Source organism: Myxococcus sp. XM-1-1-1, from assembly GCF_020037095.1.
Taxonomy (GTDB): Bacteria; Myxococcota; Myxococcia; order Myxococcales; family Myxococcaceae; genus Myxococcus; species Myxococcus fulvus.
Genome location: NZ_JAIQDH010000001.1, coordinates 520,051 through 534,941 on the forward strand (window position 1 = coordinate 520,051; position 14,891 = coordinate 534,941).

Annotated in this window: 15 protein-coding genes; 6 read left to right on the plus strand and 9 right to left on the minus strand. The window is 70.7% G+C overall.

Going from position 1 to position 14,891, the window contains the following annotated elements:
* Positions 1–42 precede the first annotated feature (42 nt).
* Together K8640_RS02100 and K8640_RS02105 are read right to left on the minus strand one after the other, a co-directional pair.
* Complete coding sequence (locus K8640_RS02100; protein WP_223745544.1) at positions 43–585, minus strand: TetR/AcrR family transcriptional regulator; 543 nt, start codon at positions 583–585, stop codon at positions 43–45.
* 84 nt (positions 586–669) lie between these two features.
* Complete coding sequence (locus K8640_RS02105) at positions 670–1,353, minus strand: spermidine synthase (RefSeq protein ID WP_223745545.1); 684 nt, start codon at positions 1,351–1,353, stop codon at positions 670–672.
* A 160-nt stretch (positions 1,354–1,513) separates the two neighbouring features.
* Between K8640_RS02105 and K8640_RS02110 the strand changes: the two genes are divergently transcribed.
* Complete coding sequence (locus K8640_RS02110) at positions 1,514–2,104, plus strand: hypothetical protein (RefSeq protein WP_223745546.1); 591 nt, start codon at positions 1,514–1,516, stop codon at positions 2,102–2,104.
* A gap of 142 nt (positions 2,105–2,246) precedes the next feature.
* Positions 2,247–3,656, plus strand: coding sequence for a DUF4157 domain-containing protein (locus tag K8640_RS02115; protein ID WP_223745547.1), 1,410 nt, complete (start codon positions 2,247–2,249; stop codon positions 3,654–3,656).
* Between the two features lie 75 nt (positions 3,657–3,731).
* Here the strand turns inward: K8640_RS02115 and clpB are convergent, their stop codons facing one another.
* Positions 3,732–6,356, minus strand: a complete 2,625-nt coding sequence (gene clpB / locus K8640_RS02120; RefSeq protein WP_223745548.1) for an ATP-dependent chaperone ClpB — start codon at positions 6,354–6,356, stop codon at positions 3,732–3,734.
* A gap of 238 nt (positions 6,357–6,594) precedes the next feature.
* On the opposite strand from clpB, the gene K8640_RS02125 reads away from it, so the two are divergent.
* Positions 6,595–7,116, plus strand: coding sequence for a hypothetical protein (locus tag K8640_RS02125; RefSeq protein WP_141325143.1), 522 nt, complete (start codon positions 6,595–6,597; stop codon positions 7,114–7,116).
* Between the two features lie 7 nt (positions 7,117–7,123).
* On the opposite strand, the gene K8640_RS02130 is transcribed toward K8640_RS02125, so the two are convergent.
* Genes K8640_RS02130 through K8640_RS02140 form a run of 3 tightly spaced genes read right to left on the minus strand, consistent with a single transcriptional unit; the run spans position 7,124 to position 8,393 of the window.
* Positions 7,124–7,774: a hypothetical protein gene (locus K8640_RS02130; RefSeq protein ID WP_223745549.1), complete on the minus strand. Its 651-nt coding sequence runs from the start codon at positions 7,772–7,774 to the stop codon at positions 7,124–7,126.
* Positions 7,771–8,085 (minus strand): DUF1844 domain-containing protein, encoded by a 315-nt coding sequence (locus K8640_RS02135; RefSeq protein ID WP_223745550.1) that lies wholly within the window; start codon positions 8,083–8,085, stop codon positions 7,771–7,773. Before K8640_RS02135 ends, K8640_RS02130 begins: the two co-directional genes overlap by 4 nt.
* Entirely contained in the window at positions 8,082–8,393 is a 312-nt protein-coding gene (locus K8640_RS02140; protein ID WP_223745551.1) for an RNA polymerase subunit sigma, read from the minus strand. Before K8640_RS02140 ends, K8640_RS02135 begins: the two co-directional genes overlap by 4 nt.
* A gap of 93 nt (positions 8,394–8,486) precedes the next feature.
* Here K8640_RS02140 and thiE point away from each other — a divergent pair, with 93 nt between their 5' ends.
* The 3 genes from thiE to K8640_RS02155 are packed head-to-tail and all read left to right on the plus strand — an operon-like array spanning position 8,487 to position 10,666.
* On the plus strand, positions 8,487–9,143 hold the full coding sequence (gene thiE, locus K8640_RS02145; protein ID WP_141325146.1) for a thiamine phosphate synthase: 657 nt from the start codon (positions 8,487–8,489) through the stop codon (positions 9,141–9,143).
* 21 nt (positions 9,144–9,164) lie between these two features.
* The gene (locus K8640_RS02150) at positions 9,165–9,929 is read left to right on the plus strand and encodes a gamma-glutamyl-gamma-aminobutyrate hydrolase family protein (RefSeq protein ID WP_223745552.1); all 765 of its coding nucleotides are present in this window, start codon (positions 9,165–9,167) and stop codon (positions 9,927–9,929) included.
* Entirely contained in the window at positions 9,926–10,666 is a 741-nt protein-coding gene (locus K8640_RS02155; RefSeq protein WP_141325147.1) for a bifunctional hydroxymethylpyrimidine kinase/phosphomethylpyrimidine kinase, read from the plus strand. The genes K8640_RS02150 and K8640_RS02155 overlap by 4 nt, the downstream gene beginning before the upstream one ends.
* A gap of 743 nt (positions 10,667–11,409) precedes the next feature.
* Here K8640_RS02155 and dnaB read toward each other — a convergent pair.
* The 3 genes from dnaB to K8640_RS02170 all read right to left on the minus strand — a co-directional run bounded on the left by dnaB (position 11,410) and on the right by K8640_RS02170 (position 14,885).
* A complete protein-coding gene (gene dnaB, locus K8640_RS02160) occupies positions 11,410–12,780 on the minus strand; it encodes a replicative DNA helicase (protein ID WP_223745553.1) in 1,371 nt (456 codons plus the stop codon).
* Positions 12,781–12,880: 100 nt separating this feature from the next.
* Positions 12,881–13,651 carry a LytTR family DNA-binding domain-containing protein gene (locus tag K8640_RS02165; RefSeq protein ID WP_223745554.1) on the minus strand — a complete coding sequence of 257 codons (771 nt, stop codon included), beginning with the start codon at positions 13,649–13,651 and terminating at the stop codon, positions 12,881–12,883.
* 115 nt (positions 13,652–13,766) lie between these two features.
* Positions 13,767–14,885, minus strand: a complete 1,119-nt coding sequence (locus K8640_RS02170) for a sensor histidine kinase (protein ID WP_223745555.1) — start codon at positions 14,883–14,885, stop codon at positions 13,767–13,769.
* Between the last annotated feature and the right edge of the window lie 6 nt (positions 14,886–14,891).

A 14,891-nucleotide genomic window follows, 5' to 3' on the forward strand; every position in this document is an offset into this window, starting at 1 on the left:
GTCGCGCCGACGCGGCCCATCCGCGCACGGCGTGGGCCGTGCTCAGTCGAGTGAGAGCAGGCGCTCCAGTTCCTTGGAGAGCTCCTCGATGGGAGCCCGGCTGCGGTGGGCGCGCATGAGCAGCAGCGCGCCCTCGATGGAGCAGAGCACCAGGGCGGCGCGACGGCGCGACTCGGCGGCCGTGAGTCCCTCGGTCCGGAGCCGCTCGGTGAGCAGCTGCTGCCAGGACTGGAGCGCCTGGGCGGCGGCGGCGCGGACCGGCTCCGGCGTGGCGCCGGAGGACAGCACCACGGCGGACACGGGGCAGCCCTTCTCGAAGCCGGAGGCCTCCGCGCGGTCCGCCAGCTGCGCGAGCGCGCGACGCAGCCCGGTGACGAGGCCCTTGGATGAGGCGAGGTGCTCACCGAGCAGCCGCGTCACCTCCGCGGACGAGGCCTGGAGGGCTTCGATGGCGAGCTGCTCCTTGCCCCCCGGGAAGTGGAAGTAGAGCGAGCCCCGAGGCGCCTTGCCGGCCTCGAGCAGCTCGTTGATGCCCGCGCCGGCGTACCCCGAGCGCTCCAGCATCTCCGCCGCGGCGGCAATCATCCGCCGACGAGTGTCCTCTCCCTTGCTCACGACCGGATGAATATACCGGTCGTCATATTCTGTCGAGCCCTTCGACGCCGGGGCTCAGCGGCGGCCCTTGCCCAGGCGGGCGATGAAGAGCACGTGGCGGGGGCCCTTGGTGCCGTGGGCGTGGGGGTGGAGGACCTCCACGGTGAAGCCGCACTTCTCCAGGCGCCGCTCGAAGCCAGGGGCGGGGCCCGCGCTCCAGACGCCGAGCGTGCCCCCGGAGCGCAGGGCGCGCGCCGCGTTGGACAGACCAGGCAAGCCGTAGAGGCCCTGGTTGTCGGGGTGGGTGAGCGCGGTGGGCCCGTTGTCCACGTCGAGCAGGATGGTGTCGAACGTCTGCGGGTTGCGGGCCATGACGCGGCTGACGTCGGCCTCGACCACGGAGACGCGCTTGTCCTCCAGCGGCGCGCGGGCGAGGGGCGACAGGTGGGGCCCACGGTTCCAGGCGACGACGGTGGAGAGCAGCTCCGCCACGGTGACCTGGACCCCCGGGCCCACGGCGTCCAGCACGGCGCGCACGGTGTAGCCGAAGCCGAGTCCACCGACGAGCACCCGTCCGGTGCCCCGGCTCGCCAGCTCCTCGCAGCCGGCCTTCGCGAGCGCCTCCTCGGAGCCGTGCATGCGGCTGGACATCAGCGTCTGTCCGCGCACGCGCAGGACGAGCTCGTCCCCTCGGCGGACCAGGGTGAGCTCCCCCACGTCCGGGACATTGGCGCTCTCGAGTGTCTCCCAGGGCTTCATGCGCCCGGCTCATCGCCCGGAGCGGGCCTGGGGTCAAGCACTCCGCGCGGCACGCCCGGCCCTCGTGCCTCTGCCTGTGTGCAATGCCCTGTCCCGTCCTCATCCATATCCCCGCGAGGGCGCCAGGTCGCGGCGTCCCACCGGAGGAGGCATCCAGGCCATGAACGAGCGCGAGGCTTACCTGCAGAAGATGGACGCCGAGAAGCAGCGCATCGACGCGCGAATCGCGGAGGTCGAGGCACAGGCCGACATCCGTCAGGCACAGGACGAGGTAAAGGAGCTGAGGGGCGTGAAGCAGCGCCGCGAGGCGTTCCATCGCAAGCTGGAGGAGCTGCGCCAGCGCGGCACCGAGGACTTCGAGCGGGGCAAGCAGGAGCTGCTGCGCGCCTGCGACGACACCCGCAAGTCGCTCGACGACGCGGAGGAGCAGGCGGGCCAGCGCCGCGCGGCCTACGAGCGCAAGCGCGAGGCGGAGCTGCGGCAGTTGGGGGCCCAGTTCGACGGGTACGAGGCGGACATCTCCCGCTCCCGCGCGGAGGACTCGCTGCTCACGAAGGAGGAGCTGCGCTTCCTGCGCTCGTCGTTGTCCAGCACGGGTGAGTCGCTGCGGCGATTGATGAAGGCCCGGGGCGGCGAGTGGGCGAGGCTGCGGGGGGAGTACGAGGCGTCCTGGCGCGAGCTCGTCGAGAACTCGCGCAAGATTCGCGCGGACAGCCCCGATGCGTCGCAGACCCCGCCGTCTCCGTCCTGAGCTCGCGAGGGAACCCAGGACGTCCCATGCGGGTGGAGGACGTGCGCCGGCGTGACGCGGCCCTCATGGCGCGACACCCGGCGCATCCTGTCGGCACTGGAGACGGGCACGGTACATTCCGAGTCTCCCCCGGAGGCATCGAATGGGCGTGTTCGTCGAGCCGTCACAGTCCTCGCGCGAGTCCACCTCCGCGTCCTCGGCGGGAGGTGGCGCCATGGAGGGGGGCTCGTCGCGCACGAAGTCGCTGGGCGCGCTCCAGCAGGCGCTGGACTCCTCCCCGAGGGTGGTGGCGCAGGCGAAGCAGGCGCAGACGCTCCAGCGCCGTGCCTCGCCGCGCAACGACACGGGCCTTCCGGACTCGCTGAAGTCCGGCGTCGAGTCCCTGTCCGGCATGTCGCTGGACGACGTGCGCGTGCACTACAACTCCTCCGCGCCCGCGCAGCTCCAGGCCCTGGCCTACACGCAGGGCTCGGACATCCACGTGGCGCCGGGCCAGGAGAAGCACCTGGCCCACGAGGCGTGGCACGTCGTGCAGCAGAAGCAGGGACGCGTGCGGCCCACGGCCGAGTTGCAGGGCGCCGCGCTCAACGATGACTCTGGCCTGGAGCACGAGGCCGACGCCATGTCCGCGCGGGCCGCGAGGCTCCCGGCGGAGTCCACGCATGACGTCGCGACCGCGCAGCTCAAGGCGGCTCCGAGCACCGGGGCCGGGGCGAGCCTCCCCATCCAGCGGGTCGCGGTGCAGCTTGGCGCGAGTGCCGCGGGGCGCATCAACCAGGTGAACGTGGGCGGGCGCGCCGGCTCGTTGTGGCCCACGGAGCGCCACCACACCACGCCGTGGCAGACGTACCTCGACACCCTCGACCGCGCCCTGCTCGGCCGGACGCCTGCCACCGCCATCAACAACATGAACACCCTGGACAACCACCTGCACCAGCTACCGGGCTGGGACCTGGTCGACAGCCTCACGGACGACAGGCAGGAAGCCCTCCGGGAGGAGATCGACCTGCTGGCCGCCCATCGCGATGCCGCCAACAACGCGGCTCCAGGGACGATGGCCCAGGGATTCTCGCTCCAGGCGTATGTCCAGCAGTGGCTGGTCGTCCGCAGCAAGCTCCCCCTGTCTCAAGCCAACTTCGGAGGCGGCGCGGGCAATGTCGCGAACGACGCCGCCGTCGCCCGAGCGGGTAACGCGGCCGATGGTGGTGGCGTCACCAACGACGAACTCCGGGACGCGCTGTTCAGCCTCTTCGACTTCGATACCGTCCAGAACCTGCATACGAACGAGGACGGAGAGAACGACGAGGGCGAGTACGCCGCCCTGGGGCTCGACCCCGACCAGACGAACGAGAACCTGGACGAGCTGCGCGCCATGCTCTTCGAGCAGCACGCCCGCTCCGTCCGGTTGGCCTATCCGGTGGCCTTCGGAAGGCTCTACGCGAACGTCGACGCGATGGTGGCCGCCATGGAGGCGCACTGGGGCGTCGGCGACGAGTCCGAGGCCGAGGAGTCGGAGGACTCCGAGATGACGGAGACCTCCGACTCCGATTGAGCCCATCCATGAAGAAGCCCCCCGCCCATCCACGAAGGACGGGGCAGGGGGCTCCGAGTGCTCCCGCGGCCGTGTCTACGCCGTGCGCTTCACGTTCTTCGACGCGTCCACCAGCACCTTGGCGAAGGTGAGCCCGTTGGGGCCCGCGTCGGCCTGGATGGTGTCGCCCGGCGCGAAGTCGCCGTTGAGGACCTTGATGGCGAGCGGGTCCAGCAGGTTCTTCTGCACGGCGCGCTTGAGCGGACGGGCGCCGTACGTCGGGTCGTACCCGCGCTCCGCGAGCAGCTCCCGGGCCGCGTCCGTCAGCTCCAGCGTGAGGCGCTTGTCCGCCAGCAGCTTGCCCAGCTTCGCCAGCTGCAGGTCGACGATGCGGTAGATGTCCTTCTTGCGCAGCGGCTCGAAGATGACGATTTCGTCCACGCGGTTGAGGAACTCCGGACGGAAGTGCGCGCGCAGCGCGTCCAGCACCTCGTCGCGCGTCTTCTCGTCCAGCTCGTCCTTGCCCGCCATGCCCGCCTGGATGTCCGCGGAGCCCAGGTTGGACGTCATGATGAGCACCGCGTTCTTGAAGTCCACCGTGCGGCCCTGGCTGTCCGTCAGCCGGCCCTCGTCGAGAATCTGGAGCAGGATGTTGAAGACATCCGGGTGCGCCTTCTCGATCTCGTCGAAGAGCACCACGGTGTACGGCCGGCGGCGCACCGCCTCCGTGAGCTGTCCGCCCTCCTCGTAACCGACGTAGCCCGGGGGCGCGCCGACGAGCCGCGCCACCGCGTGCTTCTCCATGTACTCGGACATGTCGATGCGGACCATGGCCGAGTCATCGTCGAAGAGGAACTCCGCCAGCGCCTTGGCCGTCTCCGTCTTGCCCACGCCCGTGGGGCCCAGGAAGATGAACGAGCCGATGGGCCGGTTGGGGTCCTGCAACCCGCTGCGCGCCCGGCGCACGGCGTTGGACACGGCCTCGATCGGGCTCCTCTGGCCAATCACCCGGTTCGCCAGCCGCTCCTCCATGTGGACCAGCTTCTGGACCTCGCCCTCCATCAGCCGGGAGACGGGGATGCCCGTCCACTTGGCCACCACGGACGCGATGTCCTCCGAGTCCACCTCCTCCTTGAGGAACTTGTGGTTCTTCTGCAGCTCCATGAGCTTGGTGTTCTGCGTCTGGAGCTCCTTCTCCAGGGACGGCAGCACGCCGAACTTCAGCTCCGCGGCGCGGTTCAAATCACCCTGGCGCTCGGCCGCGAGCTGGTCGTTCTTCACCTTCTCCAGCTTCTCCTTCAGCGTCCGGATGCCGGCGATGGCGCCCTTCTCCGCGTCCCAGTGCGCCTTGAGCCCGTCGAAGCGCTCGCGCAGGTTGGCCAGCTCCCGCTCGATGGTGGCCAGACGCTCCTGCGAGTGCAGGTCCGTCTCCTTGCGCAGGCCCTCCTTCTCAATCTGGAGCTGCGTCATCTTCCGGCGCATGTCGTCCAGCTCGGTGGGCATGGAGTCGATTTCGATGCGCAGGCGGCTGCCGGCCTCGTCGACCAGGTCGATGGCCTTGTCCGGCAGGAAGCGGTCCGCGATGTAGCGGTGGCTGAGCGTGGCGGCGGCCACCAGCGCGCTGTCCTGGATGCGCACGCCGTGGTGCACCTCGTAGCGCTCCTTGAGGCCACGCAGGATGCTGATGGTGTCGTGCACGCTGGGCTCGCCCACGTACACGGGCTGGAAGCGGCGCTCCAGCGCGGCGTCCTTCTCGATGTGCTTGCGGTACTCGTCCAGCGTCGTCGCGCCGATGCAGTGCAGCTCGCCGCGCGACAGCGCCGGCTTGAGCATGTTGCCCGCGTCCATCGCGCCCTCGGCCTTGCCCGCGCCGACAATCGTGTGGATTTCGTCGATGAAGAGGATGACCTGGCCCGCGGAGTCGGAGACCTCCTTGAGCACCGCCTTGAGCCGCTCCTCGAACTCACCGCGGTACTTGGCGCCCGCCACCATGGCACCCAGGTCCAGCGTGATGAGCTGCTTGTTCTTCAGGCCCTCCGGCACGTCGCCGTCGACGATGCGCCGCGCCAGGCCCTCCGCGATGGCCGTCTTGCCCACGCCCGGCTCGCCGATGAGCACCGGGTTGTTCTTGCTGCGCCGGCTGAGCACCTGGACACAGCGGCGGATCTCCTCGTCGCGGCCGATGACCGGATCCAACTTGCCCGCGCGCGCGGCCTCCGTCAGGTCGCGCCCGTACTTCTCCAGCGCCTGATACGTGGACTCCGCGTCCTGGCTCGTCACGCGGCCGGAGCCCCGGACCTCCTTGAGGCTCGACAGCACGCGCTCGCGCGTGACGCCCGAGGCCTTCATGATTTCGCCGACGGTGCCCTTGTCCTGCGTGAGCGCCAGCAGCAGGTGCTCGGAGGAGATGAACTCGTCCTTGAGCGCCTTGGCCTCGTCGTCGGCCTTGTCGAAGGTCTTCAGCAGGCGCTGGCCGAGCATCGCGCTCTCACCGCCCTGCATCCGCGGCAGCTTGCCGAGCGCCTCGCCCAGACGGGACGCGAACAGCTTCACGTCCGCGCCAATCTTGCGAAGCAGCGGGTCGACGAGGCCGTCCTTCTGACCCAACAGCGCGGCGGCCAGGTGCTCCGGCTCGTACTGGGGATTGTCGGCGCGGCGGGCCAGCGTCTGGCCCTCTTGGATGGCTTCCTGGGCCTTCACCGTGAACTTATCGAGTCGCATACACTCAACGTAAGAGTCGCGGAGGCCTTGGCAAGTTGGTGCGGTGCGTCACGAGTCGTGCCCGGGGCTGCGCCGGAAGCGGAATACTTTGGACTCCTGGTAGCGGCTGGCTTTTCGAGGTGCCTGGGTTGCCACGAGGGACGTGGCTCGGTTATAGGCGGCGCGCACCCGCGGGGGGCTGAACCTGGAAGCGCACGGCGGCTATCTCATTCGACTCGAAAGCTTCGGCGGGCTGGAGTTGCTCCGGCAGGCCCGCGAGGCGCTGCAGCTGGACGGCGCGTCGGGCGCCACCGGGCTGCAGGTGTCGGTCAACCGTCGCCGCAAGGTGGTCCGGCTGGCCTACGTGGCGCCCTTCACCCAGGGCCGGCCCGGCGCCCACTGGTACGCGGCGCACCATGCGCTGCCCCGGCTGCTGTCCCGCGCGGCCAACACCACCGTGCACGCGTACGTGTACGACCCGGACGAGGGCGAGGAGGTCATCGCCTACGGCAACGGTCGGCGCGTGGGCGGCGAGCGGGTGGTCTACGACAACGTGGACCTGCCGGAGGGCCGTCCGGAGGATTTGGACGAGGCCGCCTTCCTGCACATGCAGTCACGCTGGCCCATGGGGCACCTGGCGCACGTCTTCGGGCTGTCGCGGCAGGCGCTCCTGAAGCTGCCCGTGACGGGGCAGGTGCTGGGGCTGGAGGACTCCACCGCGGACGTGGAGGCGGTGCTGGAGTCCCTGCTACCGGGCTCCGTGGCGCCCCACGCCCACTGAAGGACGGCTAGCCGTCGACGGCGCCGTCCTGGGTGACGAGCGCCTGGCGCACGGACTCGCTGCGGAAGAACTGGCCAATCACGGCGAAGGTCCCCGCGATGAGCGTGGTGCCCGCCACAGTCATGCCCAGGGCGAGCCAGGGAGCCACGGTGGTGACGGCCTCGGCGGCGGAGGGGTCCTGATACTCGGGGCGCTGGGCGAGCGTCTGGGCCAGGGTGACGCCCACGCGTCGAGCCACCACGGCCCACTGGGCGCCGTCGATGGTGCGCAGCACCGCCACCGTGACGGCGGCGCGGCCGAGCATCCGGCCCATGGCGCCCCGGGGCAGGTCTCCGGGGCGGAGCATGCGCAGGGCGGACACGAAGACGAAGGCACACGCCACGGCGAGCACGCCCATCAGCGCGGCACGCGGCTCACGCATGGGCTCGAGCGCCTGGTACTGCGTCTCCAGCAGGTGCTGGAGCACGGCCGGGTCATTGCCGAGGAGGAGCGGCGGGCCCTTCTCCAGGTGCTGGGAGCGCACCTCGTAGAAGTGCGCCAGCTCCGTGGCCTCGTTCAGGGATGCCCAGCCCGTCAACGCGGCGAGGATGCAGGCCACCAGCGCCGCGAAGCGGATGTGCCCGGGCAGCGAGCCCGAGCGGGGAGCAGACACCGTCACCGCTTGCTTGCCTCCACGAAGCGCAGTCGCAAGTCGGCGAGCAACCCGTCGAAGAGCTTCTCCTCTTCGGCCGTCAGGTTGCCCCGCGTCTTCAGCCGCAGCATCGACAACAGGTCCAGGTTCTGCCGGGCCAGCGGCAGGTCCTTCGTCGTCTGGCCCGTTTCGGGGTTCGGCGCATCACCCAGGTAGATGAGCACCGCGGTGCCCAGCCCCATGATGAACGTGGTGAAGCCGATGGGCTCCTCGGACGCGGAGCGCGCTTCCCCCCGCATGACGAAGGTCTCGCCGCGCTTCTCGTCCGCGGGGCTCATGGATTGTTCGGCTCGTCTTCGGAGGAGGCGACGGCGGCCAGGTCGGCCTCGTCATTGTTGGTGACGGGGGCCTCGTCGTCCGCCTCGTCGGCCTCATCGGACTCGTCCACGTCGTCCGTCTCGTCCTCGTCGTCGTAGTCGTCCTCCACGTCGTCGAGCATGAAGGTCTCCACCGGGACGGACTTGTCCGCCACATCAGGCAGGCTCTCGAGGTAGCGCTTGTGCGCCTTCTCGTCCAACTGGCCCGAGCGCAGGTACCGCTCCGCGGTGCGCTTATCGAGGTGCTTGGGGTCCACCGTGTCCGCCATGTTTCAAATCCTCAGAATTGCTTGGAAAACAGCGCGCCACCTTATAGCAGAGGGGCCGCCTGTCAACGCCGCCGTCCCGTCTTCCCAGTGCCGATGAACGTCCCGCCCCGTCCGCTGCTTCCCCCCGGCCTCTATCTGTTGTGCGACGACACCGTGTTGCCGGGCATTCCGCTGGTGGCCAAGGCGGAGCGCCTGCTGGCGGGCGGCGCGCGGGTGGTGCAGCTGCGGATGAAGCGCACGCCCGTCCGCGAGGCGCTGGAGGTGGCGCGGACGGTGGTGTCGCTGTGCCGGAGCGCGGGCGCGGTGTGCCTGCTCAATGACCGGGTGGACCTGGCGCTGTTGTCGGACGCGCACGGGGTGCACGTGGGGGATGAGGACCTGCCAGCCCGGGATGCGCGGGCGCTGTTGGGGCCCGGCCGGCTGGTGGGCGTCACGGTGCGGGATGAGCGCGGCGCGCGGGAGGCGCTGGAGGCGGGCGCGGACTACGTGGGCGTGGGGCCGGTCTTCGGCACGACGACGAAGGCAGTGCCGGCGCCGGTGCTGGGGTTGGAGGGGCTTTCGCGCGTGGTGAAGGGCAGCGCGTTGCCGGTGGTGGGGATTGGCGGCGTGGGGCTCGCCAACGTGGCGAGCGTGGCGGCGACGGGCGCGCATGGCGCGGCGGTGGTGTCGGACGCGCTGCTCGCCCAGGACATCGCCGAGCGGGTGCGGCTGCTCGCGGGCGCGTTTGAACGAGGCCGTGTGGGGGGGTAGGTTCGTCCGACGGACTCCCCCATGAACAATCATCCGCGACACCATGGTCAGCCGCCCCGGCGGCCCAACATCGGCATCACCCCGGACTGGAGCCAGCCCGAGGACCAGCCCTTCGCGAGGTACGAGCTGAAGGTGCCCTACGCGGAGGCGGTGCTGCGCGCCGGAGGGCTTCCCTTCGTGTTGCCGTACGCGGACGACCCCACGTGTGTGGAGGCGTATCTGGACCGGGTGTCGGGGCTGCTCGTCACCGGCGGCGCGTTCGACATCCCGCCCGAGGCGTACGGCGAGACGGCGCGCGAGGGACTGGGCGCGCTCAAGGAGGGGCGCACCGCGTTCGAGGCCGCGCTGATGCGTGGGGCGCTCAAGCGGAACATGCCCGTGCTGGGCATCTGCGGCGGCATGCAGCTGCTCAACGTGGTGCTGGGCGGCACGTTGTTCCAGGACATCGGCCGCGAGGTGCAGGGCGCGCGCGAGCATGAGCAGAAGCACGACCGCACCCAGCCGCAGCACCCGGTGGACGTGCGCAGCGGCTCGCTGTTGGCGGAGGCCGTGGGCCATGGCCAGCTGATGGTGAACTCCACGCACCATCAGGCGGTGCGCACGGCGGGCAAGGACGTGAGCATCTGCGCGATGGCGCCGGACGGCGTGGTGGAGGCCATCGAGTCCACCACCCACGCGTTCGCCGTGGGCGTGCAGTGGCACCCCGAGTACATGTCCACGACGATTCCCGTGCACGTGGGGCTGTACAAGACCTTCGTGCAGAAGGCGCGTGAGCATCGGCGATGAGCCCGAGGGTGGTGCTGCTCGCGGGGCTGGAGCCGACGGGGCGGGCGGGGCTGCTGGCGGACGTGGCCGCGGTGCGCGCGCTGGGTGGGCAGCCCGTCGCGGTGCCGCTGGCGCAGACGGCGCAGGGGCGGCGGACGTTCTCCTGGACGGCGTCTCCTCCGCGCGTGGTGACCGCGCAGCTCACCGCCGCGCGCGAGCTGGGGGAGGTGCACGCGGTGAAGTGGGGGATGGTGCCGGGGCTGCCGCAGCTGGAGGCCGCGAGCCGCGCACTGAAGAGCGCGAAGGCGTGGTGGGTGGTGGACCCGGTGGTCTTCACGTCACGGGGGCAGCGACTGTCGCGCCTGTCCGCGCGGCGCTACCTGGCGCTCGCGGGGCCGCGGGTGGTGCTCACGCCGAACCTCGATGAGGCGGGGTGGCTTCTGGGGCGGCCCGTGCCAGAGGACGTGGCGGGTGCGCGCGCGGCGGCGACGGAGCTGCTCTCGCATGGTTTCGGCGGAGTGCTGGTGAAGGGCGGGCATCTGCCCGACACGGGGGCGCTGGCGGACGTGCTGGCCACGCCTGATGGCGTGCTCGAGGTGAAGGGCCAGCGGCTCGCGCGCTCCCCGGAGAAGCGCGGGACGGGGTGCCGGCTGGCGTCGGCGCTGGCCACGGAGCTGGGACGCGGCCAGTCGCTCGAGGCGGCCACGCGCACCGCGCGCAAGCTGGTGATCCGCTACCTGAAGACAGGCCGCGAGTAGGGCTCCACGGGTCGCGCTGGTTGCGGCGGAGCACTGGCGGCGTCGAGGTGAGGTCGGGCCGCGAGTAGGGCTCCACAGGTCGCGCTGGTTGTGGCAGAGCACTGGCAGCGTCGAGGTGAAGCCGGACCGCGAGCAAGTGCATTCCTCGGGGCCGCGCTGGCTGCGGCAGCGCACTGCCGACGTCGAGGCGCGTGCGGCGGCGTCGAGGTGAAGCCGGACCGCGAGCAGGCGCACGCCTCGGGGCCGCGCTGGCTGCGGCAGCGCCCTGCCGGCGTCGAGGCGCGTGCGGCGGCGTCGAGGTGAAGCCAGACTGCGCGTAGGTTCGCTCTTCGGGGCCGCGCTGGCTGCGGCAGCGCACTGCCGGCGCCGAGGCGCGTGCGGTAGCGTCGCGGTGAAGCCGGACCGCGAGCAGGCCCACTCCTCGGGGCCGCGCTGGCTGCGGCAGCGCACTGCCGGCATCGAGGCGCGTGCGGCAGCGTCGAGGTGAAGCCGGACCGCGAGCAGGCCAACTCCTCGGGGCCGCGCTGGCTGCGGCAGCGCCCTGCCGGCGTCGAGGCACGTGCGGCAGCGTCGAGGTGAAGCCGGACCGTGCGTAGGGTCGCTCCTCGGACCGCGCTGGCTGCGGTGCGCGGCCCAGGGCGTCATCACGCACTCACTGGCTGCGCGACTCGCGCAGCGGCGCCGAGCCCCGCGGCGCCATGCGCCGTCGTGAGTGCGGCTCCGCCCGAGGTCCGGGCGTGGACCTACTCGCCGCGGCTGCGGCTCTCGAAGCGGGTGTACTCGGCGAGGAACACCAGCGGGATTTCGCCGATGGGGCCGTTGCGCTGCTTGGCGATGATGAGCTCGACGGGGATGACGGTGGTGGCGCCCGTGGACGGGGGCGGAGCCTCGCCGCCTTCCTCCACCTCTTCACGGTGGATGAACATCACCACGTCGGCGTCCTGCTCGATGGAGCCGGACTCACGCAGGTCCGACAGCATGGGCTTGCCGCCCTTGCGCTCCTCGACCTTACGGCTGAGCTGACTGAGGGCGATGATGGGCACCTCCAGCTCCTTGGCCAGCTGCTTGAGGGCACGGGAGATTTCGGCGACCTCCAACTGACGGCTCTCCACCTTGCCCTTCTGATGCATGAGCTGGAGGTAGTCGATGATGAGGAGCGACAGGCGCGGGTCCTTCTGCTTCACGCGCCGCGCCTTCGCGCGCAAGTCGAACGGCGACAGACCGCCGGAGTCGTCGATGTAGATGGGCGCGTTGTAGAGCGCGCCTGCCATCTCCTGGAACTTCTCCTCGTCATGCGGAGAGAGCCGGCCGCCACGCAGCTTCTTCATGTCCACCCGCGCGGTGGACGCGAGCAGACGCATGAGCAACTGGTCGGCGGGCATTTCCAGACTGAAGATGCCGACGGCCTTGTTGTCCTTGAGCGCCGCGTGCACCGCCATGTTCATGGCGAACGACGTCTTGCCGACACCCGGACGGGCCGCGAGGATGATGAGCTCGCCGGCGTGCAGGCCCGTGAGCTGGTTGTCCAGGTCGATGTAGCCGGTCGACAGGCCGGTGATGCCCGTCGCCGCCGACTTCATCTTGTCGAGCAGGTCGAGCGTCTGCTCCATCAGCTCGCTGACCGGACGCAGATCTCCTTCGCGCTTCTTCTCCGCGAGGAGGAACACCTTGCGCTCGGCCTCGTCGAGCAGCACCTCCAGCTCGCCCGTCTCCTGGCTGGCGAGCTCTTGAATCTCCCGGCCCACGTTCGCGAGCCGGCGCCGCAGCGCCTGGTCCTTGACGATGTTCGCGTACTGGACGGCGTTGGAGGCCAGGGGGACGACCTGGTCCAGCCGCATCAGGTACGCGGGCCCCCCCACGGCGACGAGCTGCCCGAGGACCTTCAGCTCCTCCGCCAGCGTCAGGTGGTCGACCTGCTTGCTCTGGCCGTCCAGGCGGATCATCGCCGCGAAGATCTGGGCGTGCGCCGGGCTGGAGAAGTCGTCCGCGTGGACGACTTCGCCCACCGCGGCGATGAGTGAGTTGTCGGCGAGCACGGACCCTAGGACCGCGCGCTCGGCGGCGAGGTCCTCGTGGACCTTTCGCCCATCTCTGACGTCGAGGGAGTTGTCCATGGCTGCCCGCCCACTCTACAGGCGGCTCTGACATCCCCCTATTTTTCCGCCACAGACCTGTAGCAACGGGTGGGCACAAGGCGTCCTCCACCCCACCAGGTCACCCCTCCAAGCCCCAGCGCCGCAGGAAGGCTTCACGCCACGTGCGGCTGAGGACCACCGTCGTGCCGTTCTTCAGCACGAGGATGCCGTCGCCGTGCGTCCAGGGCTCCAGCCGGGCCACGGCCTCCAGGTTGATGATGTCGCCCCGGTGGATGCGCACGAAGCGCTCCGGGTCCAGGCGCTCCTCCAGGGCGCGGAGGCTCTGGCGGACCAGGTGCTCGCCGCCGGCCGTGTGGACGCGCACGTACTTGTCCTCGGAGGACAGGCGCCACACCTCCTCCAGGCGCAGCGGCACCCAGGCCTCGCCGGACTTCACCACCAGCCGCTCCAGCGCGCGTCGGGGGGCCGCGGTGGCCACCTCGCGCAGCAGCGCCTGGAGTCGCTCGGCTTCGCCCCCACCGCCGAGGAGCTGGGCGTGGGCCTTGTCCAGGGCGCGGGTGAAGCGCTCGCCGTCGTAGGGCTTGAGCAGGTAGTCCACCGCGTGGGCCTCGAAGGCCCGGAGCGCGAAGTGGTCATAGGCCGTGGAGAAGATGACGGCGGGGCCCGGCTCGGCGCCGAGTGCATCGAGCACCTCGAAGCCCGTCAGCCCCGGCATCTGCACGTCGAGCACGACGAGGTCCGGCCGGAGCGCCTCGATGCGCTCCAGCGCCTGCGTTCCATCCTCCGCCTCGCCCACCAGCGTGAAGCGCGTCTCGTGCTCGAGCAGGCGCTTCACCTTCGCGCGGGCGGGCGCCTCGTCATCCACCACGAGCAGTCGGAAGGTCGTCATGGCGTGAGGCTCCGTCCCTTCGTCCGGGCGCGGCTCGCGGCATCCGTCGGCACGCCGCGAGACGACTCCCTCGCCTCGCGGGAACCTGCGCCTCGTCGACCACCCATGCGGGTCCTCATGGCATGCCGCTCCGGGGCAGCGTGAGCGCCACGCTCGCGCCGCCCTCGGGCCCGCGTCCCCGCTCCAGTCGGGCCCGTCCACCGTGCAGCAGCGCCAGCGCCTGCTCCAGGTGGGAGAGCCCCACGCCCGGCCCCGAGGCCGGTGAGCTCTCGCCGAAGCCTCGCCCGGTGTCCTCCACCTCCAGGCGCAAGTCACCACCGCTCTCGCGAGCGCGGATTCGCACCTCCAGCGGCTCGCGGCGGTCCTGGTTGTGCTTCACCGCGTTCTCCACCAGCGTCTGCAGGGCGAAGCAGGGCACCCGCGCCGAATCGAGGGCCGGCGCCACGCTCCAGCTCACCCTCAAGCGGTCCCCGAAGCGCGCGGACAGCAGCGCGATGAAGCGCTGCGCATGGGCCCGCTCCTCCGCCAGCGTCCACGTGGGCTCGGCCCGCTCCAGGCTCGCGCGCAGCAGCTGCCCCAAATCACTCAGCAGCCGGTCCGTGCGCGCCAAGTCCTCGTACATGACGGAGCTGATGGTGTGCAGCGAGTTGAAGAGGAAGTGCGGATGGAGCTGGCCGGTGAGGGACTGGAGCTGGGCGGAACGCAGCTCGCCTTCCAGCTCCGCCGCGCGCAGGGCCCGAGCCTGTCGCTCACGCCACGAGGCCAGCAGGATGACGAAGGCCGCCGTCAGTCCGTAGACGAGCACGTCCTTCACCATCTCCATCGGCAGCCGGAAGCCCAGCGGTCCGTAGTCGTACCGCCCCCAGCCGAGCAACACGTAGAGCGGATGGCGCGAGCCCATCATGAAGAGGATGTGCGCCGTCGTGTAGAGCGCGAAGCACACCGTGTGCAGCCCCACGAAGCGGACCCAGCCCGATGCGCGGGGCGACGGCGCATTGAGCGCCGCGAACAGGATGACGGGCGCCGCGAGCCACCCGGAGAGCGCTCCGGTGATCTCCCACAAGTAGGCCCGTGACGCGGGCAGGGAGGTGAGCCCGTTGGCCAACTGGTCCAGCCGCACCGCGGTGCCATACGACAGGCCGATGAGCAGGCTGAGGCCCAGCGTCACGAGCACCGGACGGACACGGAGGTGTGGCCAGCGCCAGGCGGGCTTCACGAGGGTGGGGGCGTCCATGAGGTC

What these genes read in the sequence shown, in the direction of transcription:
- dnaB (WP_223745553.1), bottom strand. Translation starts at nt 12,780, where the DNA reads ATGGACAACTCCCTCGACGTCAGAGATGGGCGAAAGGTCCACGAGGAC.
- K8640_RS02100 (WP_223745544.1), bottom strand. Translation starts at nt 585, where the DNA reads ATGATTGCCGCCGCGGCGGAGATGCTGGAGCGCTCGGGGTACGCCGGC.
- K8640_RS02140 (WP_223745551.1), bottom strand. Translation starts at nt 8,393, where the DNA reads ATGGCGGACACGGTGGACCCCAAGCACCTCGATAAGCGCACCGCGGAG.
- clpB (WP_223745548.1), bottom strand. Translation starts at nt 6,356, where the DNA reads ATGCGACTCGATAAGTTCACGGTGAAGGCCCAGGAAGCCATCCAAGAG.
- K8640_RS02105 (WP_223745545.1), bottom strand. Translation starts at nt 1,353, where the DNA reads ATGAAGCCCTGGGAGACACTCGAGAGCGCCAATGTCCCGGACGTGGGG.
- K8640_RS02150 (WP_223745552.1), top strand. Translation starts at nt 9,165, where the DNA reads ATGAACAATCATCCGCGACACCATGGTCAGCCGCCCCGGCGGCCCAAC.
- K8640_RS02115 (WP_223745547.1), top strand. Translation starts at nt 2,247, where the DNA reads ATGGGCGTGTTCGTCGAGCCGTCACAGTCCTCGCGCGAGTCCACCTCC.
- K8640_RS02165 (WP_223745554.1), bottom strand. Translation starts at nt 13,651, where the DNA reads ATGACGACCTTCCGACTGCTCGTGGTGGATGACGAGGCGCCCGCCCGC.
- K8640_RS02110 (WP_223745546.1), top strand. Translation starts at nt 1,514, where the DNA reads ATGAACGAGCGCGAGGCTTACCTGCAGAAGATGGACGCCGAGAAGCAG.
- K8640_RS02135 (WP_223745550.1), bottom strand. Translation starts at nt 8,085, where the DNA reads ATGAGCCCCGCGGACGAGAAGCGCGGCGAGACCTTCGTCATGCGGGGG.
- thiE (WP_141325146.1), top strand. Translation starts at nt 8,487, where the DNA reads ATGAACGTCCCGCCCCGTCCGCTGCTTCCCCCCGGCCTCTATCTGTTG.
- K8640_RS02155 (WP_141325147.1), top strand. Translation starts at nt 9,926, where the DNA reads ATGAGCCCGAGGGTGGTGCTGCTCGCGGGGCTGGAGCCGACGGGGCGG.
- K8640_RS02170 (WP_223745555.1), bottom strand. Translation starts at nt 14,885, where the DNA reads ATGGACGCCCCCACCCTCGTGAAGCCCGCCTGGCGCTGGCCACACCTC.